Annotated in this window: 16 protein-coding genes; 8 read left to right on the top strand and 8 right to left on the bottom strand. The window is 72.5% G+C overall.

Annotation, left to right across the window (positions count from 1 at the left end; genetic code table 11):
- Nucleotides 1-5: 5 nt before the first annotated feature.
- From SMD11_RS24650 to SMD11_RS24640, 3 genes are all read right to left on the bottom strand, one after another.
- Nucleotides 6-860 (bottom strand): ABC transporter permease, encoded by an 855-nt coding sequence (locus SMD11_RS24650; protein WP_418952475.1) that lies wholly within the window; start codon nt 858-860, stop codon nt 6-8.
- A 49-nt stretch (nt 861-909) separates the two neighbouring features.
- A complete protein-coding gene (locus SMD11_RS24645; RefSeq protein ID WP_087928517.1) occupies nt 910-1,884 on the bottom strand; it encodes an ABC transporter ATP-binding protein in 975 nt (324 codons plus the stop codon).
- A 228-nt stretch (nt 1,885-2,112) separates the two neighbouring features.
- The gene (locus SMD11_RS24640; protein WP_087928516.1) at nt 2,113-3,432 is read right to left on the bottom strand and encodes an NYN domain-containing protein; all 1,320 of its coding nucleotides are present in this window, start codon (nt 3,430-3,432) and stop codon (nt 2,113-2,115) included.
- A 254-nt stretch (nt 3,433-3,686) separates the two neighbouring features.
- On the opposite strand from SMD11_RS24640, the gene SMD11_RS35965 reads away from it, so the two are divergent.
- A complete protein-coding gene (locus SMD11_RS35965; protein ID WP_199843943.1) occupies nt 3,687-3,857 on the top strand; it encodes a hypothetical protein in 171 nt (56 codons plus the stop codon).
- A gap of 124 nt (nt 3,858-3,981) precedes the next feature.
- Here SMD11_RS35965 and dnaE read toward each other — a convergent pair whose 3' ends face one another.
- Nucleotides 3,982-7,533, bottom strand: coding sequence for a DNA polymerase III subunit alpha (dnaE, locus tag SMD11_RS24635; protein ID WP_087928515.1), 3,552 nt, complete (start codon nt 7,531-7,533; stop codon nt 3,982-3,984).
- Between the two features lie 199 nt (nt 7,534-7,732).
- Between dnaE and SMD11_RS24630 the strand changes: the two genes are divergently transcribed.
- The 6 genes from SMD11_RS24630 (at nt 7,733) to SMD11_RS24605 (ending at nt 14,101) form a co-directional block, all read left to right on the top strand.
- A complete protein-coding gene (locus tag SMD11_RS24630; protein WP_087928514.1) occupies nt 7,733-9,067 on the top strand; it encodes a DUF2252 domain-containing protein in 1,335 nt (444 codons plus the stop codon).
- A 62-nt stretch (nt 9,068-9,129) separates the two neighbouring features.
- The gene (locus SMD11_RS24625) at nt 9,130-9,819 is read left to right on the top strand and encodes a hypothetical protein (RefSeq protein ID WP_418952474.1); all 690 of its coding nucleotides are present in this window, start codon (nt 9,130-9,132) and stop codon (nt 9,817-9,819) included.
- Between the two features lie 78 nt (nt 9,820-9,897).
- Complete coding sequence (locus tag SMD11_RS24620; RefSeq protein ID WP_087928512.1) at nt 9,898-10,719, top strand: thioredoxin domain-containing protein; 822 nt, start codon at nt 9,898-9,900, stop codon at nt 10,717-10,719.
- Between the two features lie 118 nt (nt 10,720-10,837).
- Nucleotides 10,838-11,518: a hypothetical protein gene (locus tag SMD11_RS24615; RefSeq protein WP_087930712.1), complete on the top strand. Its 681-nt coding sequence runs from the start codon at nt 10,838-10,840 to the stop codon at nt 11,516-11,518.
- Nucleotides 11,519-11,561: 43 nt separating this feature from the next.
- Nucleotides 11,562-12,383, top strand: a complete 822-nt coding sequence (locus tag SMD11_RS24610) for a thioredoxin domain-containing protein (RefSeq protein WP_087928511.1) — start codon at nt 11,562-11,564, stop codon at nt 12,381-12,383.
- Nucleotides 12,384-12,457: 74 nt separating this feature from the next.
- Entirely contained in the window at nt 12,458-14,101 is a 1,644-nt protein-coding gene (locus SMD11_RS24605; RefSeq protein ID WP_087928510.1) for an alkaline phosphatase D family protein, read from the top strand.
- Nucleotides 14,102-14,168: 67 nt separating this feature from the next.
- Here SMD11_RS24605 and SMD11_RS24600 read toward each other — a convergent pair whose 3' ends face one another.
- Nucleotides 14,169-14,756, bottom strand: coding sequence for a dienelactone hydrolase family protein (locus SMD11_RS24600; RefSeq protein WP_087928509.1), 588 nt, complete (start codon nt 14,754-14,756; stop codon nt 14,169-14,171).
- Nucleotides 14,757-14,866: 110 nt separating this feature from the next.
- On the opposite strand from SMD11_RS24600, the gene SMD11_RS24595 reads away from it, so the two are divergent.
- The gene (locus tag SMD11_RS24595) at nt 14,867-15,970 is read left to right on the top strand and encodes a mechanosensitive ion channel family protein (protein ID WP_087928508.1); all 1,104 of its coding nucleotides are present in this window, start codon (nt 14,867-14,869) and stop codon (nt 15,968-15,970) included.
- Between the two features lie 35 nt (nt 15,971-16,005).
- On the opposite strand, the gene SMD11_RS24590 is transcribed toward SMD11_RS24595, so the two are convergent.
- The 3 genes from SMD11_RS24590 to SMD11_RS24580 form a co-directional block, all read right to left on the bottom strand.
- Entirely contained in the window at nt 16,006-17,598 is a 1,593-nt protein-coding gene (locus SMD11_RS24590) for a Na+/H+ antiporter (RefSeq protein ID WP_087928507.1), read from the bottom strand.
- Between the two features lie 360 nt (nt 17,599-17,958).
- Nucleotides 17,959-18,447, bottom strand: coding sequence for a GNAT family N-acetyltransferase (locus SMD11_RS24585; RefSeq protein ID WP_087928506.1), 489 nt, complete (start codon nt 18,445-18,447; stop codon nt 17,959-17,961).
- Complete coding sequence (locus SMD11_RS24580) at nt 18,444-19,385, bottom strand: RluA family pseudouridine synthase (RefSeq protein WP_087928505.1); 942 nt, start codon at nt 19,383-19,385, stop codon at nt 18,444-18,446. Before SMD11_RS24580 ends, SMD11_RS24585 begins: the two co-directional genes overlap by 4 nt.
- Between the last annotated feature and the right edge of the window lie 14 nt (nt 19,386-19,399).

The following is a 19,399-nucleotide window of genomic DNA, read 5'->3' as shown; positions in this document are numbered from 1 at the left end:
GCGCGTCACCGTACGGCCGCCCGCCGGTAGGCCCAGGTGGCGACGGCCAGGGACACCACGCCGACGGCGGCGCACACACCCAGGTCGGCGGCGATCAGCAGCCAGTCGGGACGGGCGTCGAAGCTGCGGGCCAGGGCCTCCACGCCGTAGGTGGAGGGCAGCAGGTCGCGCGCGAGGACGAGCGGGGCGGGCAGGTGGGCGGCGGGCAGCACGCCGAGCAGCAGCGCCGCCGACATGCCCAGCTGGCCCAGCAGGGTCGCCAGTTCCTGCCGGGGCGCGAGCAGGCCGAGCGCGGCGCCCAGCCCGGCGAGGGCGGCGCCGGACAGCGGGATCACCGCGGCCAGCACCCACAGGTGCGCCACCGGCAGCTTGAACAGCACGCTGCCCAGCACGGCGGTGACGGCTGTTCCGGGCACGGTGAAGGAGGCGTACGCGCCGGCCGCGCCGAGCACCACGGCGGCGGGCGGCACCGGCAGCGTCGCGTAGTGGTCGAGGCCGCCGCTCGCGCGCAGCTGCCCGAAGTACTGGGCGAGGAGGTTGAGGGCGACGAACGCCACGACCAGCACGCTGGAGCCGGCCACCACGGACCGCGCCTCGTCGCCACCGTCCACCACGCCGCGCATCAGGATCATGATGCCGACGGACTGGAAGGTGGCCACGAACAGCAGCGGGATCCGCGCCACCCGGGCCCGGGACAGCTGGGCCCGGTAGACGGCGTCGAGCGCGGGCAGCAGCCGCGCCCGCGGCGCGAGCACGGCTGCTCCGTCGCCGGACGGGTGGCCGGCGCCGGCCCGGTCCTGGCGTTCGCCGCCCTGGACCCGGGTCTGCCTGGGTGCCGCTTCTGCGGATACAGCAGTCACGCCGCGGTGCTCCTCTTCGGTACGGACCGACGCCTGTCGTCGCGGGCGCTCATCCCTTCACCAGCCCCTCCGTGCGGCGGCCGCCCAGCGCGAGGTAGACGTCCTCCAGGCTCGGGGTGGCGAGGGTGAAGTCGTCCAGCGCGGCGAAGGCGGGGCCGCCGGTCACGGCGGCGACGGCGGCGCGGGCCTCGGCCGGGGCGAGCCGCAGCAGCCAGTGGCGGCCGGAGCCCTGCGCGGCCTCGCGCAGGGCCGCGACCTCGGGTACGTGCAGGGGTGGTTCGTCCCGCCAGACGAGCTCGACGCGCACCTCGTCGCCGACGAGCTCCTTGAGGCCGGCGGGGGTGTCGCAGGCGATGATCCGGCCGCGCTCCAGCACCGCGACCCGGTCGAGGACGGTCTCGGCCTCGATGACGTTGTGGGTGACGAGCAGCACCGTCGCGCCGCGCTCGGCGCGCCGGCGGTCGACGGCGGCCCAGACGGACCGGCGGGCCACCGGGTCCATGCCGGAGGTCGGCTCGTCCAGGACGAGCACGGGACGGTCGCCGACGAGCGTGGCGGCGAAGCAGGCGAGCCGGCGCTGACCGCCGGAGAGCTTGCGCAGCGGGCGGCCGGCGATCGCGCCGAGGCCCAGCTCGTCGATGACGGCGTCACGCTCGGCGCGGGCGGCGCGCAGGTCCAGGCCGCGCAGCCGGCCGGTGGTCTCGGCGGCGAGGGAGACGGTCAGCTCGTCGAGGGCGGTGGACTCCTGGCCGAGGTAGCCGACGAGCCGGGAGGCGCGCTCGGGGTGCCGCACGAGGTCGTGGCCGAGCAGGTCGACGGTGCCCTCGTCGGGGCGGAGCAGACCGGTGAGCTGGCGGACGAGCGTGGACTTGCCGGCGCCGTTGGGGCCGAGCAGGCCGAAGATCTCGCCGCGCCGGATCTCCAGGTCGATGCCGTCGCTGGCCCGCACGGCGGCGGTGCCGGGCGTGCCGCGGCGCCCGCGCGCGGCGGGGTAGGTCTTCACGAGGCCGCGCACGGTGCACACCGTGTCGTCCGCCGTCCGCCCCGGGGAGCCCCGTTCCGCCTGTTTCGCGCCCGTCCTCACGAGCTATGAGGGTACGCGCTCGGCGGTCCGGCCTTGCCCCGGGGCACACCGTGGCCGGGAATGGCGTCCGGAAAAGCCGCCGTCCCCTTGTTCCCGGGGGCGGGGACGCGGGGACGGGGGCGCGGGGAGCGAGGTCACCGGGCGGGGCGGTCATGCCCCGGCCGCGGGTCAGTCGCCCGCCGGGGCGTGCTCGGCGGCGGTGCGGGAGTCGATCTCGCGCCAGAAGCCGGCCCGGATCGCGTAGCGGTCGTGCTCGTCGATCTGGTCGTCCTTGTGGGCGAGGAGCCCGAAGCGGGCGGCGTAGCGCAGCAGCTCGCCGTCGATGCGGTGCGGGATGCGGGGGTATTCGGTGGACAGGTGCTGGAGGTGGACGGAGTCGGTGAGCCGCTCCGTCCAGCGGCGGGCGAAGACCTGGCCGACCTCGAAGGGGTCACCGCCGACGGTGGTGATGTCCTCCTCCCGGTCCGCCCAGCGCTGTTCGGCGCTGGTGAGCTGGGCGAGCATGGGGAGCGAGGCGGTTTCGGGCGGTTCCCCGAGCCCGGTGCCGGCGCCGCGCTCGACCCAGCCCTTGTCGGAGGACCAGCGCAGGGTGGCGTTGGGGGCCAGACCGGAGGCCGAGGAGTTCTGGGACGGGGAGGTGTGGCCGGCGGCGGCCGCGGGCTGGCCGACGGGGCCGCGGCCGAGGCCGGCCAGGTCCTTCGGGGTGGGGACGCCGCGGGCGGCCGGGGTCTCGGGGCTCTCCTGGTGGCCGCGCTCGCCGTCGGGGCAGGGGGCGGGGGCCGTGGGGCGGGCGGTGCCGTTGCGCTCGGGCGGGCGGGTGTCGGCCGCGCGGCTCGCGGCGGCGGCCGCCGCGGCCGCGGCGGTCTCCGGGAGCGGGGCCGAGAGGATGGCGGCGATCTCGGGGCGGGGCGCGGGGGGCGGGGCGCAGATGCCGGTGAGTTCCTTGGCCCGGACGGCCCGGGTGATCCAGGTGCGGTCCAGGACGCGGCGCTCGTCGGCCTCCGCGACGAGGTCCTCGGACTGGTTGTAGTCGCCGTCGGCGGCCTGGACGGCCCAGAGGTGGACGGCGACGCCGTGTTCCTTGGCGGACATCAGGCCCGGCAGGAGGTCGCCGTCGCCGGTGACGAGGACGATGTCCGAGCACGCGCGGTTACGGGCGAGCTCGGTGAGCTCGGCGTGCATGGCGGCGTCGACGCCCTTCTGCGCCCAGCGGCCGTCGCTGCGGGTCAGGGCGCCCAGCCGGACGGTCACCCGGGGCATGACGCGCAGCCGGCGGTGCTCGGGCTGGGGCACCCGGTCGGGGGCGCCGTCGAACCAGTAGATCCTCAGCAGGGGCTGTTCGGTCTCGGCCTCGGCGCGTTCGCGCAGCCCTTGGATGAGGGTCGCGTGGTCCACGGTGATGCGGGACCGGGCGGGCTCCCCGGCCAGCAGGCTCGCGGCGGCGCCCAGCAGATAGCCGGCGTCCACCAGGACGACGCAGCGGTCCACGTTCCACCCTCTTTCTGTCAGTCCAGAAGTGCGGTCGCCCCCCGGCACGGTCGTGCCCTGGTTTTCCTTGGCTTTCCTTGGAGTCTGCCCGACCGTGCGGGGGTTATCAGTCCGAACTGGATCTTCGGCGTGGCGGATACGGCCCCGGGACGGTAAGTGCACCTATCACGCACGGTAATTACCCGAAATGCACTGTTCGGAGATGCGTGCGAGGGTGAGCCGAGGGGGTCATCCCGAGGTGGAGGCACGGCAGCATGGCCAAGAACAAGAACCGGAAGACGCCACAGTCGCAGAGTGTGGCCGAACGCGGGGCGCAGCAGGCCAAGAGCTCCTCGCTGGAGTCCCAGGCGGAGCAGCGGGCGCAGCAGGTCACCCCGGGCGACATGGCCCGCAAGGGCCGCCAGAAGCGCTTCGGCCACAACTGACCGGCGCCTTGGCGCACCTGAGGGGCGCGTCCCGCTGATGCGGGCGCGCCCCTCGGTCGTAGGGGGGCACCGGAGTCCGGCGGATCCCGGCGCGGGCCGGGGCCGGAGCGGTGCCGGGCGGGGCTCAGCCGGCCAGGCAGGAGGGGCCGAGGAGCACCTTGAGGTCGCCGAAGAGGGCCGGGTCGGGGGTGACACGGTGCCGGTCCAGGCGCAGCACGGTGGTGCTGCGGGCGCCCTGGAGCTTGATCCGGACCTCGGTGGCGCCGCGGTGGTGGGTGAGCACCTGGCCGAGCTTCTCCACCAGCGGCGGGGTGACCTTCACGGTGGGGATGGTGATGATCACGGGGGCGTTGGTGCCGGCGTTGGAGAGGTCGGGGACCATCAGCTCCATGGCGACCAGGCGGGGGATGTCCTCGCGCTTGTCGAGCCGCCCCTTGACGAAGACGACGGCGTCCTCGACGAGCTGGGTGGAGACCAGCTGGTAGGTGGCGGGGAAGAACATGCAGTCGATGGAGCCCGCGAGGTCCTCGACGGTGGCGATGGCCCAGGCGTTGCCCTGCTTGGTCATCTTGCGCTGGAGGCCCGAGATGATGCCGCCGATGGTCACGATCGCGCCGTCGGCGTGCTCGCCGCCGGTCAGCTGGGCGATCGCGGCGTCGGCCTTGTCGTTGAGGACGTGCTCGATGCCGAAGAGCGGGTGGTCGGAGACGTAGAGGCCGAGCATCTCGCGCTCCTGCGCGAGGAGGTAGGCCTTCTCCCACTCGACGTCGGAGAACTCCACGTCCAGGCCGAAGCCGGGGCCGTCGTCGGCGGTGTCGTCGCCCATGCCGCCGAAGAGGTCGAACTGTCCCTCGGCCTCCTTGCGCTTGACCTGGACGACGTTGTCGATCATCGGTTCGTAGTGCGCGGTGAGGCCCTTGCGGGTGTGGCCCATCTCGTCGAAGGCGCCGGCCTTGATCAGCGATTCGACGGTGCGCTTGTTGCAGACGACGGCCTCGACCTTGTCGAGGAAGTCGGGGAAGGAGGCGTACTTCCCCTTCGACTTGCGGCAGCGGATGATCGAGTCGACCACGTTCTGTCCGACGTTGCGGACGGCGGTGAGGCCGAAGAGGATCACGTCGTCGCCCTGGGCGGCGAAGTTGGCCTCGGACTCGTTGACGTTCGGCGGGAGCACCTTGATGCCCATGCGGCGGCACTCGTTGAGGTAGATCGCCGACTTGTCCTTGTCGTCGCGCACGGAGGTGAGCAGCCCGGACATGTACTCGGCGGGGTAGTTCGCCTTGAGGTAGGCGGTCCAGTACGACACGAGGCCGTACGCGGCGGAGTGGGCCTTGTTGAAGGCGTAGCCGGCGAAGGGGACCAGCACGTCCCACAGGGCCTGGATGGCCTCGTCGGAGAAGCCCTTCTTCCGCGCGCCCTCCTTGAAGAAGACGAAGTTCTTCGCCAGCTCGTCGGGCTTCTTCTTGCCCATGACGCGACGGAGGATGTCGGCCTCGCCGAGGGAGTACCCGGCGACGATCTGCGCGGCCTTCTGCACCTGCTCCTGGTAGACGATCAGACCGTAGGTGACGCCGAGGACCTCTTCGAGGGGCTCCTCCAGCTCCGGGTGGATCGGCGTGATCTCCTGCTGCTTGTTCTTGCGCAGCGCGTAGTTCGTGTGGGAGTTCATGCCCATCGGGCCCGGCCGGTACAGGGCGGACACGGCGGAGATGTCTTCGAAGTTGTCGGGCTTCATCAGACGCAGCAGGGACCGCATGGGGCCGCCGTCGAACTGGAAGACGCCGAGGGTGTCACCGCGCTGGAGCAGCTCGAAGGTCTTGGGGTCGTCGAGCGGCAGGCTCAGGAGATCGATGTCGATCCCCTTGTTGGCCTTCACCATCTTGACGGCGTCGTCCATGATCGTGAGGTTGCGCAGGCCGAGGAAGTCCATCTTCAGCAGGCCGAGCGACTCACAGCTCGGGTAGTCCCACTGGGTGATGGTGACGCCGTCGGAGTGCCGCACCCAGACGGGGACGTGGTCGGTGATCGTCTCGCTGGACATGATCACGCCGGCCGCGTGCACACCCATCTGCCGGACCAGGCCCTCGACACCCATGGCGGTGTCGATGACCTTCTTGACGTCCGGCTCGTTCTCGTACATCCCGCGGATCTCGCCCGCCTCGCTGTAGCGCGGGTGCTTGGGGTCGAGGATGCCGGAGAGCGGGATGCCCTTGCCGAGAACGTCGGCGGGCATGGCCTTGGTGAGGCGGTCGCCCATCGCGTAGGGGTAGCCCAGGACGCGGGCGGAGTCCTTGATGGCGTTCTTCGCCTTGATGGTGCCGTAGGTGCCGATCATGGCGACCTTGTCGGCGCCGTACTTCTCGGTCACATAGCGGATCACCTCGGAGCGCCGGCGCTCGTCGAAGTCGATGTCGACATCGGGCATGGAGATGCGCTCGGGGTTGAGGAACCGCTCGAAGATCAGGCCGTGCGGGATCGGGTCGAGGTCGGTGATGCCCATGGCGTACGCGACGATCGAGCCGGCCGCGGAGCCTCGGCCGGGGCCGACCGCGATGCCCTGGTTCTTGGCCCACATGATGAAGTCGGCGACCACGAGGAAGTAGCCCGGGAAGCCCATCGAGATGATGGTGTCCATCTCGTACTCGACCTGCTTCATGCGGTCGTCGGGGATCCCGCCGGGGAAGCGGCGGTGCATGCCCCGCATGGTCTCCTCGCGGAACCAGGTGACCTCGGTGTAGCCCTCGGGGATGTCGAACTTGGGCATCAGGTTCCGGAACTGGAACATGCCCTCGGTGTCGATCTGGTCGGCCACGAGCCTGGTGTTGGCGCAGCCCTCCTGCCAGGCGTCCGAGGAGTCGATGGCGTACATCTCGTCCGTGGACTTGAGGTAGTAGCCGGAGCCGTCGAAGCGGAAGCGGTCGGGGTCGGAGAGGTTCTTGCCGGTCTGGATGCAGAGCAGGGCGTCGTGGGCCGTGGCCTCGTGGGCGTAGGTGTAGTGCGAGTCGTTGGTGACCAGCGGCGGGATGCCGAGTTCCTTGCCGATCTTCAGGAGGTCCTCGCGGACCCGGCGCTCGATGTCGATGCCGTGGTCCATCAGCTCCAGGAAGTACCGGTCCTTGCCGAAGATGTCCTGGTAGTCGGCGGCGGCCTTGCGCGCCTCCTCGTACTGGCCGAGGCGGAGCCTGGTCTGGAGCTCGCCGGAGGGGCAGCCGGTGGAGGCGATCAGGCCCTCCGACCACTGGCTGATGGTCTCCTTGTCCATGCGGGGCCACTTGGTGAGCCAGCCCTCGGCGTAGGCGTCGGAGGACAGCCGGAAGAGGTTGTGGAGGCCGGTCGCGTTGGCCGCCCAGATCGTCTTGTGGGTGTAACCACCCGAACCGGAGACGTCGTCCCGCTTCTGGTGCGGCTGGCCCCACTGGACGCGCCGCTTGTTCCGCCGGGACTCGGGGGCGACATATGCCTCGATACCGATGATCGGGGTGACGCCGGCCTTCTGCGCGGAGTGGAAGAAGTCGTACGCCCCGTGCAGGTTGCCGTGGTCGGACATGGCAATGTGTGTCATGCCCATTTCATTGCAGGCATTGAACATGTCCTTGAGCCGCGCCGCGCCGTCCAGCAGCGAGTACTGCGTGTGGACGTGCAGGTGCGTGAAGGGCGGCTTGGACGAGGCGGTCACGGTGGAAGACCTCCGGCGGCGGGTCGGCGACAGCGGGGAGACAGCTTTGAAGGTTACCGGCCCGCACTGACAACCGCGGGCACGCGGCCGCGCTCCCGGGCGTTGGGCACCACAGGACATCTGTCCCCCGGACAGGCAGTACGCACAAGGCACGCGAGCACCACGCAGGGGCTCGGAGATCGACCAGGAGGACCCAGCGATGGCGCTCCCGCACGACCGGACCGCGCAGCGCGGCGAGGAGATTCTCGCCGTTTTCGACACCGCCTTCGGCGAGCTGCTCGCGGCCGACCCCGCCGCCTTCCGGGTCAAGTTCCGGAAGATGGCGGCGTCCGCCTTCGCCTTCTACCGCGGCACGGCCGGCCTGTTCTACGCCGACCTGGAGGGCGCGGACAGCGGCCCCTACCTGGACGAGCGGACCTCCCGGGTGTGGATCCACGGCGATCTGCACGCCGAGAACTTCGGCACGTACATGGACTCCAAGGGCCGGCTGATCTTCAACGTCAACGATTTCGACGAGGCCTACGTCGGCCCCTTCACCTGGGACCTGAAGCGCTTCGCCGCCTCCGTCGCGCTGATCGGCTACACCAAGGCCCTCAGCGACGGGACGATCACCGAGCTGGTGCGGGTCTTCGCCGCCGCCTACCGCGCGCGGATCCGCGCCCTGGCCTCCGGCGCCCGGGACGAGGAGGTCCCGCCCTTCACACTGGACACGGCCGAGGGCCCGCTGCTGGAGGTGCTGCGCGAGGCCCGCTCGCTGACCCGCTTCGGGCTGCTGGGCTCGATGACGGAGATCCGCGACTTCGACCGCCGCTTCCTGCCGGACGGCGGCTCGATCGAGCTGGACGCCGCGACCCGGTACAAGATCCTCGCCGCCTTCGACGGCTATCTGGAGACGCTGCCGGACACCAGCCTGACCCGCCCCGACTCCTACCGCGTCAAGGACGTCGTCGGCCGCCGCGGCATCGGGATCGGCAGCGCCGGCCTGCCCTCGTACAACATCCTCCTGGAGGGCAACAGCGACGCCCTGGAGAACGACGTCGTCATCTACATGAAGCAGGCGCAGACCCCGGCGGTCTCCCGGCACATCACCGACGCCGCCGTCCGGGAGTACTTCCGGCACGAGGGCCACCGCACGGTGATCTCCCAGCGCGCGCTCCAGGCGCACGCCGACCCGTGGCTCGGCTGGACGGAGATCCAGGAGGGGGGCCGGAGCTACGGGCAGCTGGTCGCCGAGGTCTCGCCGTACGCCGTCGACCTGGACTGGTCGGACCTCGACGACCCGGCGGAGATCGCCGCCGTCGTCGCCGACCTGGGCCGGGCCACCGCCACCATGCACGCGGCGGCCGACGACCAGAGCGGCCACTCCCTGGTGCCGTTCTCCACCGAGCGGGCCATCGACGCCGCGATCGCCGCGGACGAGGAGAGCTTCGCGCCGATGCTCGTCGACTTCGCGCACTCCTACGGGGCGCGGGCCCGCGCGGACCACCAGATCTTCGTGGACCTCTTCCGTAACGGCCGCATCCCCGGCCTCTAGGTCCCGGGAGCCTCCGGGGCCGCAGCGGCGCCAGGGGCTTTAATCGGCGTTTATCGGGGTCCATGACAGACTCGATCCTCATGGACATTTCGGCGGCATGGTTGCGGGCATCGCGCGCGGCGCTGTTCACAGCGCTGTGCGTGCTGCTCTCCGCCGCCTCCCATGTGCTGCTGTCCGGCACGCCCCTGCCCGTGCCGACGGTCGCCGCGGTGGCCGCGGGGGTCTTCGTCCTCGCCTACGCCCTGGCGGGCCGGGAGCGCGGTTTCGGCCATATCGCCGCCCTCCTCGTCCCTCTGGAGCTGGCGGCCGACACCCTCTTCACCACCGGCCAGCAGCACTGCTACGGGGCGGACGGCCACCCCGTGCCCGGGGCCCTCACCGCCCTGTGCGGCGGGAGCGTCGGGGCGTCCTTCGCCCCGTCCGCGCCGGTCGCCGGCCCGGGCACCGCCTCCTGGCTGCTGCTCGCCGCCCACCTGTCGGTCGGGCTGCTGGCCGCCGCCTGGCTGCGCCGCGGCGAGGCGGCGCTCGGCCGGCTGCTCGGCGCCGTCGCCGCGGTCGCCTTCCGCCCCCTGCTGCTGGTGGTCGCCGCGGCCCGCGCGGCCACGGGCCCCGAGGCCCCGGCCGGCCCGCCCGCGCGCCACGCGCGCGTGCCCGGCGCCCGCCCCCTGCTGCTCCACTCCGTGATCCGCCGCGGGCCGCCGTCCGGCCCCGCCGCCGGCACCGCCCCCGTCCTCACCCCCGCTCCGGTCTGAGCGGCGCGTGGTGGCGCGGGCGCCCGGGGGCGTACCGCGCGAAGACCCACGGCACCACCACACGGAGAAGTCAGCACCATGAGCAAGCGCAACAGCCAGCAGAACAAGCAGGCGGCCCGCGAGCGGCTGCGCGCCGAGCGCGAGCGCCAGGCCAAGAAGGACAGGACCCGCCGCCAGCTCGTCGTCGGCGGAGGCGTCGTCGCGGTCCTGGCGATCGCGGCGGGCGTGGTCGTCGCCGCGACCCAGCTGGGCGGCAAGGGCAAGGACGCCGCCTGGGAGGCGGCGTCGAAGAAGGAGCTCGTCAAGCCCGCCAACACCGCGGGCGACAAGGGCACCGAGATCGTCATCGGCGACAAGAAGGCCACGCACACCCTGGACCTCTTCCAGGACATGCGCTGCCCGATCTGCTCGGTCTTCGAGCAGAACGTCGGCGACACGCTCGACAAGGACGTCAAGGACGGCAAGTACAAGGTCTCGTACCACGTCGCGACCTTCCTCGACCGGAACTTCGGCGGGGTGGGCTCGAAGAACGCCCTCAGCGCGCTCGGCGCCGCCCTGAACGTCAGCCCCGAGGCGTTCAGCGCGTACAACAAGGCGCTCTACGCCAAGGACAACCACCCGCAGGAGACCAAGGACGACTACGCCAAGGACGACGTCCTGCTGAAGATCGCGAACTCCGTCCCGGCGCTGAAGGACAACGCGGAGTTCCGCAAGAACGTCGAGGACGGCACCTTCGACAAGTGGGCGCTGGAGGTGTCGGACGCCTTCGACGCGAACAAGGACGTCACCGGCACCCCCACCGTCAAGCTCGACGGCAAGAAGCTGACGTCGGACGGGAAGAACGTCCCGATCACCCCCGACCAGTTCACCAAGGCGGTGACCGAGGGGCTGAAGTCCTGACCCCTCCCGGCCCGGCGCCGGCCCCGCGCGGCCGGTGCCGCCCCGGGTGTCCCGTTCCCCCCACTGATGCCGAATCTTGACACGACACTTAACCGCGGCCGTGGCACACTTCGACCTCATGGAGGGGACGGGAGTTCGACTGCGGGCGCTACGCGCGGCGTTCTTCACCGCACTCTGTGTCACTCTTTCCGCGGCCTCGCACGTCCTGCTCTCACGGGCGCCGCTGCCGCTCCCCACCGTCGCCGTGCTGTCGGCCGCCTTCTTCGCGATCGCCTACGCGCTGGCCGACCGGGAGCGGAGCTACGGGCGGATCGCCGCCCTGCTCGTCCCGCTGGAGCTGACGGCGGACACCGTCTTCACCACGGGCCAGCACGCCTGTTACGGGCGGGCCGGCGGGCCGGTCGCGGGCCCGCTGCACTCGATCGGCCTCGATCTGGTCTGCCGCGGCGGCGACTTCGGCACGCCGCTGGCCCGGCTGGCCGCCCAGGAGGAGCCCGGCCGGGCCGCCCCGGACGGCACGCTCCTCCCCTGGCTGCTGCTCGCCTGCCATGTCGCGGTGGGCCTGCTGGCCGCCGCCTGGCTGCGCCGCGGCGAGGTGGCGCTCGGCCGGCTGCTGCGCGCCGTCGCCGCGTCCGCGTTCCGTCCCCTGCTGCTCGCCGTCGCCGCGCCCGTGGCGGCCGTACACCCGGGCGCCGGCCCCGTACGCCCCGCCCGCCGCACCCTTCCCCCGCGCACCCTCCCGCTCCTCGTCCACTCCGTGGTGCGGCGCGGACCGCCCCTCTGCCCGGCCTTCGCCTGAGCACAGCGGTCCCCACCCCACCTTCACCCCACGGAGAAACACCATGAGCAACCGGAACAACCAGCAGAACAAGCAGGCGGCCCGCGAGCGGCTGCGCGCCGAGCGCGAGCGCCAGGCCAAGAAGGACAAGACCCGCCGCCAGCTCGTGGTGGCCGGCGCGATCGTCGTCGTCCTCGCGATAGCCGGCGGCGTCGGATACGCCGTCAGCAACATGAACGACGACAAGGACGGCGGCTGGGCCGGCGACAAGGCGTTCGTCCAGCCCAAGAACACCACGGGCGAGAAGGGCAACGAGATCGTCGTCGGCAGCGCCGCCGCCAAGGAGACCCTCACCGTCTTCGAGGACCCGCGCTGCCCGTCCTGCGCCAGCTTCGAGCAGAGCGCCGGCCCGCAGCTGCGCCAGGACGTGAAGGACGGCCGCTACAAGGTCCGGTTCGTCATGGTGAACTTCATCGACCAGATGGTCCCGGGCACCGGCTCGAAGAACGCCGTCAGCGCGCTCGGCGCGGCCCTGAACGTCAGCCAGGACGCCTTCGTCGAGTACAAGGAAGCCCTGTACTCCCCGAAGAACCACCCCGACGAGCGGGACGACGCCTTCGCGGACGACAAGAAGCTCATCGAGATCGCCCAGCAGGTCCCGGCCCTGAAGGGCAACAAGGACTTCGAGAAGAACGTCACCGAGGGCACCTACGACAAGTGGGCCGTGGAGATGGGCAAGCTGTTCGGCAAGGACGGCATCAACGGCACCCCCACCCTGCTCCACGGCGACAAGAAGATCCTGAAGGACGGCTCGCAGCAGCCGCCGATGGACAAGGACTCCTTCATCGCCTCGATCGACAAGGAGTTCGGTCCCAAGAAGAAGTGACGAACCGGTGATGAGCGGACGAACTGTCAGAGTTCGTCCGCTCATGGCCTTATCGGGAAGTAAGGTGATGGCCCGTGACCTCCCACGCCCACGCCCAGATATCGCGTCGCACCGCCGTCACGGCCGTCGCCGCCACCGCAGCGCTCCTTCCCCTCGCCACCGGGCCCTCCGCCCGCGCGGCGGGCACCGGCGCCCCGGCCTTCCTGCACGGCGTCGCCTCCGGTGACCCGCTGCCCGACGGCGTCCTGCTGTGGACGCGCGTCACGCCCACCCCGGACGCCGTGCCCGGCTCCGGACTCGGCCCGGCCACCGAGGTGACCTGGGAGGTCGCCGAGGACGAGGCGTTCGGCAAGGTCGTCGCCCGCGGCACCGCCACCGCCACCGCCGCGGCCGACCACACCGTCAAGGCGGACGTGCGCGGCCTGCGCCCCGCCACCGGCTACTGGTACCGCTTCACCGCCGGCGGCACCCACTCCCCCGCCGCCCGCACCCGCACCGCCCCGGCCCACGACGCGCCGGCGGCCGGCCTCCGCTTCGGTGTGGTCTCCTGCGCCAACTGGGAGTCCGGCTGGTTCTCCGCCTACCGCCACCTCGCGGCCCGGCGCGACCTGGACGCGGTCCTCCACCTCGGCGACTACCTCTACGAGTACGGGACCGGCGTCTACCCGGCCGCCAAGTACGTGGTGCGGCCGCACCGGCCCGCCCACGAGATCGTCACCCTGGCCGACTACCGCACCCGCCACGGCCACTACAAGACGGACGCCGACCTCCAGGCGCTGCACCGCGCCCACCCGGTCATCGCCATCTGGGACGACCACGAGTTCGCCGACAACGCCTGGTCCGGCGGGGCGGGCAACCACACCCCCGGCGCCGAGGGCGACTGGGCGACGCGGATGGCGGCGGCGAAGCGGGCGTACTTCGAGTGGATGCCCGTCAGACCCTCCGTCGAAGGCACCACCTACAGACGGCTGCGCTTCGGCAAGCTCGCCGACCTGCACCTGATGGACCTGCGGTCCTTCCGCTCGCAGCAGGCCAAGCCCGGCAGCGGCGCGGTCGACGACCCGGACCGCACGCTCACCGGCCGCGCCCAGCTCGACTGGCTGAAGACCGGCCTCGCCTCCTCCGACACCACCTGGCGCCTCGTCGGCAACTCCGTGATGATGTCCCCGGTCGCCTTCGGCGCGCTCCCCGCCGCCCTGCTGGAGCCGCTCGCCAAGCTGCTGGGCATGCCCGCGGGCGGACTGGCCGTCAACACCGACCAGTGGGACGGCTACACCCACGACCGGCACGAGCTGATCGGCCACCTCACCGGCCACGCCGTCCGCAACACCGTCTTCCTGACCGGCGACATCCACATGGCCTGGGCCACCGACGTGCCGCGCAAGGCCGCGACCTACCCGCTGTCGGGATCGGTCGCCACCGAGTTCGTGGTCACCTCGGTGACCGCCGACAACCTCGACGAGACCCTGAAGGTCCTCCCCCACACCGTGTCCCTGGCCGCCGCCGGCACCATCAAGGCCGCCAACCGCCATGTGAAGTGGGTCGACATGGATTCGCACGGCTTCGGCGTCCTCGACATCACCCCCGAGCACGCCCAGATGGACTACTACGTCCTGTCCGACAAGCGGGACCGGCAGGCGACGGCGTCCTGGAGCCGCTCGTACCGCACGCTGTCGGGCACACAGCGGGTGGAGCGCGTACGGACCCCCGTGCGCTAGACGGTCCGCCGGCCCCTGCGCGCCGTACGGGCCGGGACGACCCGCCCGTACGGCACCCGGCCGCGCCCTACGCGCCGACCTCGTCCAGGAACGCCAGCGCCACCCGCCACGCCGCCTCCGCGGCCTCCTCGTCGTAGTCCGCCAGCTCCGGGTCCGTGAAGAGGTGCCCCGCGCCCGCGTAGCGGTGCACCTCCACCTCCGCGCCGGCCCGCCGCATCCGCAGGTACCAGGCGTTCAGCCAGTCGTGCGGCTCGAACGGGTCGGGGTCCGCGACGTGCAGCTGTACGGGCAGCTCGTCGACGGCCGCGTCCTCGGCCAGGTCGGAGGTGCCGTGCAGGAGCAGCAGCCCGCGGGCCTTCTCGTCGCCCAGCGCCAGGTTCTGCGCGACCGAGCCGCCCAGCGAGAAGCCCGCGTAGACCAGGCCGCGGTCGGACAGCGGCGCCGCCGCGACGATCGCGCGCCGCAGCAGTTCCTCGTGGCCGATCTCGTCCTTGATCGCCATGCCGTCCTCGACGGTGTCCGCCGTCCGGCCCTCGTAGAGGTCGGGTACGTGCACCTCGTGCCCGGCGGCGCGCAGGCGCTCCGCGGCGGCGTGCACGGCGGGCCTGAGCCCGTAGGCCGAATGAAAAAGGACAATCGTGGTAGAGGACGCCACTGGGGTCACTTCCTTACAGGTGGATCGCGTGTCCCCATCGTGCCAGCTACGGTCGGGGGGAAGCGCCCCACCGGTGAGCCGCGGCCGGCCCGGAAGGAGCTGAGGTGTCCATGGAGGGCGTACTGCGTCCGGTGTTCGTCATCGGCGGTGCCCTGGTCGTCACCCTGATCGTGGGGTGGATCGCCGACCAGGCGCTGCGCCGGATCAGCGGCAGACACCCCGAGACCCCGCTGTGGGAGCTGCTGCGCCGCTGCCGGCTGCCGCTCCAGGTGGTGCTGTGCGCGGCGCTGCTGCGCGCCAGCTACCGGTCCGCGGAGCTCACCGAGGAGCACGAGGAGGCGGTCGGCCAGACGCTGACGCTGGTGCTGATCGGGGCCTGTGCCTGGCTGGTGGTGCGGGTGGCCGTCGCGATAGTGGAGGCGACCTACGCGCGCTACGCCGCCGGTGCCCACGACCCGGCCCGGGTGCGGCGGGTGCGGACGCAGGTCACGCTGATCCAGCGGGTCGTCACGGCGATCGTGTGCGTGGTCGCGGCGGCGGCGATGCTGCTGACGTTCCCGGCGATGAAGACGGTGGGCACGTCGATGCTGGCCTCGGCCGGTCTGATCGGCATCGTCGCCGGTGTGGCCGCCCAGTCCACGCTCGGCAACCTCTTCGCCGGGCTCCAGATCGCCTTCGGTGACGTGGTGCGGATCGGGGACACCGTCGTCGTGGACGGCGAGTGGGGCCGGGTCGAGGAGATCACGCTGACCTATCTGGTGGTGACGACCTGGGACGAGCGGCGCATCACCATGCCGGTGTCGTACTTCACCAGCAAGCCGTTCGAGAACTGGTCGCGCAACAACCCGAGGATGACCGGCACGGTCTTCTTCCACCTGGACCACTCGGCCCCGGTCGACCTGATGCGGGAGCGCCTGCACGCGGTGCTCAAGAGCAGCCTGGAGTGGGACGAGCGGGCCTGGGGGCTGGTGGTCACCGACACGACGCCGTCCACCATCCAGGTGCGGGCGCTGGTGACCGCGCGGGACGCCGACGACATCTGGGCGCTGCGCTGCGTGGTGCGCGAGCGGCTGATCGAGTGGCTGCGGCTGGAGCACCCGTACGCGCTGCCGCGGCTGAACACCGCTCCGGCGCCGGGCACCGGGGACGCGCCCGTACGGCGGCAGACCCCGCCGTGCGCGGGGGACGCGGGGCCGGGGCCGGGCACGGCCTGAGCCGGCGCCGGCCGCGCGGTGACCTGCGCGTCGGGTCAGCCGCCGCGCAGGCTCCTTATGTCCAGGTGGCGCAGCACCCGGTCCACGACCTCGGGGTCGGCGCCGGGCTCGCTGCGGGCCGCGAGCACCTCGTGGCGGGCGGCGGAGAGCATCTCGGCCTGGACGCGCTGGATGGTGCGCAGCCGCTCCACGCGCCGGGCGTGTGCCTCGCGCCGCTCCTCGTCGACCATCTCGGGGCTGATGCGGGCGCCGACGTCGTAGGCGCGCCGGGTCAGCACCTCGGTGAGGTCCTCGGGGAGCTCCTCCTTCTCCTCGATCTCCAGCAGCCGGCGCTTGGCCGCCTTGGCCGCCCGGACGGCCAGCTTCCGCTCCAGTTCGCGTCCCACGTCGGAGTCCGCGCGCACGTCCAGCCGCCGGACCAGCCAGGGCAGGGTGAGGCCCTGGACGACGAGGGTGGCGATGATGACGGCGAAGGCGATGAAGAGGATCTCGTCCCGGGCGGGGAAGGGCGAGCCGTCGTCCATCCGCAGCGGGATGGCGAGGGCGAGCGCGACGGAGGCCACGCCGCGCATCCCGGACCACCACATCACGACGGTCTCCCGCCAGCTCATCAGGACTTCCTCGTCGACGTCCCGGCGCTTGTGCAGCTTGCGGGTCAGCCAGGCGGCGGGCAGCAGCCACAGCAGCCGGACGCCCACCACGACCGCGACCACGACGGCGCCGATGCCGAGCATCTCGCCCCAGCGGCCGGAGGCGGTGGCGACGGCGTTGTGCAGTTCGAGGCCGACGAGGCCGAAGGCGGCGCCCGTGACGAGGGTGTCGACCACCTCCCAGAAGGTGTGCCCGGCCAGCCGGCCCAGGACGTCGTCGGCGTCCGTGGCGTACTCGGCGAGGAAGAGCGCCGTGGTCAGCACCGCGAGCACGCCGGAGCCCTTGAACTCCTCGGCGAGGACGTAGGAGACGAACGGGACCAGCAGGGTGAGCCCGATCTGGAGGGTGGCGTCGCCGAGGATGTCCATCAGCCGCTTGGCGGCCCAGCCGAGGGCCAGGCCGACGGCCACGGCGACGACGGCGGAGAGCACCAGCGCGCCGACCGCCCGGGGCACCGAGAAGCTGCCGCTGACGGCGGCGGCGATGGCCACGTGGTAGAGCACGATGGCGGTGACGTCGTTGAAGAGCCCCTCGCCCTCCAGGATGGAGACGACGCGGCGGGGCAGGCCCAGCGAGCCCGCGACGGCGGTGGCGGCGACGGGGTCGGGCGGGGCGACGAGCGCGCCCAGCGCGACGGCTGCGGCGAGCGAGATGCCCGGCACGATCGCGTCGGCGACGGCGGCGACCGCGGCCGTGGTGACGAACACCAGCGCGACGGCGAGCAGGAAGATCGGCCGCCGGTTGGCCGCGAACTGGCGCCAGGAGGTGCGCTGGGCGGAGGCGTAGAGCAGGGGCGGCAGCAGCAGCGGGAGGATGAACTCCGGGGCGATGTCCACGTTGGGGACGAACGGCAGCAGCGCGAGGGCGATCCCGCCGAGCGTCATCAGCACCGGTGACGGCAGCCCCAGCCGGTCCCCGAGCGGCACCGTGACCAGGGCCCCGAGCAGCAGCACGAACAGCAGGGCGAGCTGGTCCACGGAGGCCCTCCGGGCGGGTGGGGGACGATGATCCGTCCCCCAGCCTGCCATGGGGCGCCTGGGGCGCCCGTTGCGGGGAGCTGTCGGAGTGCCGCGTGGGGGCCCGCCGGGCGGAGGTGTGGCGCCCCGGGCCGCCGGCGCGCCGGTGTTCGCCACCGTCGTGGGCGCGGCCTCCGGCCGGCCGCCGGGCGGCTGACGGGCCTCTTCGGCCGCGCCGTACGGGCGCGCCCCGGGCGCCGTCCCCGGTCATCGGCCGGGCGCACGCCGCCGGGCGGGAGGCGGAACAGCAGGGACGGTCCCCTCCCGGAGCACCCGGCGAGGGAGGCCGCGACGGGTCCGGGGCGGAGCCCCGGGCGCGCCTCAGAGCGTCTTGGTCATCGCCCGGTGCGGGATGCCGCTGCCCTCGTCGAACTCCGGGCCGTGCGCCGCGTACCCCAGCCGCTCGTAGAAGCCGAGCGCCGGCACCTGTGCCTCCAGGTAGACCCGGCGCAGGCCGAGCCGGCGGGCCTCGGCCTCCACCGCGCGGACGAGCGCGGCGCCCAGGCCGGTGCCCCGGGCGGCGCGGCCCACGGCGAGCCGGCCGAGGACGGCCGTGGTGTCGTCGTCGACGCCCGCGTGGGCGTACTTCTTCCGCGCCGGGGTGCCGTGCAGGAAGCGGACCGTCCCGACGGGGCCGGCCGGGCCGGAGGCCAGGAGGTGGACGGCGTCGGCGTCGTAGCCGTCGATCTCCTCGGCCTCCGGGACGCCCTGCTCGGCGACGAAGACCTCACGGCGCACGGCGTGGCAGCCGGGCAGCTCGCCGGGGCCGGCGACCCGGACCGGGAAGGCGGCGGGAGCGCCCGCGCTCACGCGCTCTCGGCGCGCACGATGTCCAGGGCGCGCTGGAGGTCCTCCGGATAGGCGCTCTCGAACTCCACCCAGCGGCCGTCCTCGGGGTGCTCGAAGCCGAGCCGCATGGCGTGCAGCCACTGGCGGGTGAGCTTCAGCCGCTTGGCGAGCGTCGGGTCCGCGCCGTAGGTGAGGTCGCCGACGCAGGGGTGCCGGTGCGCGGACATGTGCACGCGGATCTGGTGCGTGCGGCCGGTCTCCAGCTTGATGTCGAGGAGACTGGCGGCCCGGAACGCCTCGATGAGGTCGTAGTGGGTCACGGAGGGCTTGCCCTCGGCGGTGACGGCCCACTTGTAGTCGTGGTTGGGGTGGCGGCCGATGGGGGCGTCGATCGTGCCGCTCATCGGGTCCGGGTGGCCCTGGACCAGCGCGTGGTAGCGCTTGTCGACCGTGCGCTCGCGGAACTGCTGCTTGAGCAGGGTGTAGGCGCGCTCGGACTTGGCGACGACCATCAGGCCGGAGGTGCCGACGTCCAGGCGGTGCACGATGCCCTGGCGCTCGGCGGCGCCCGAGGTGGAGATGCGGTAGCCGGCCGCGGCGAGGCCGCCGATGACCGTGGGGCCCGTCCAGCCGGGGCTGGGGTGGGCGGCCACGCCGACGGGCTTGACGATCACGACGATGTCGTCGTCGTCATGGACGATCTCCATGCCCTCGACGGGCTCGGCGACGATCTGCACGGGCGCGGGCGGGGCCGGCATCTCGACCTCCAGCCAGGCACCGCCGGTGACCCGGTCGGACTTCCCGGCCTCCGCGCCGTCGAGCTGGACCTTGCCCGCCGCCGCCAGCTCGGCCGCCTTGGTGCGGGAAAAGCCGAACATACGGGCGATTGCGGCGTCGACGCGCTCGCCTTCGAGGCCGTCGGGTACGGGCAGGGCGCGGATCTCGGGAATGGTGCTCACCCGTCGAGTATGAC

Source organism: Streptomyces albireticuli, from assembly GCF_002192455.1.
Taxonomy (GTDB): domain Bacteria; phylum Actinomycetota; class Actinomycetes; order Streptomycetales; family Streptomycetaceae; genus Streptomyces; species Streptomyces albireticuli_B.
This window is presented reverse-complemented; position numbering and strand designations above follow the sequence as displayed.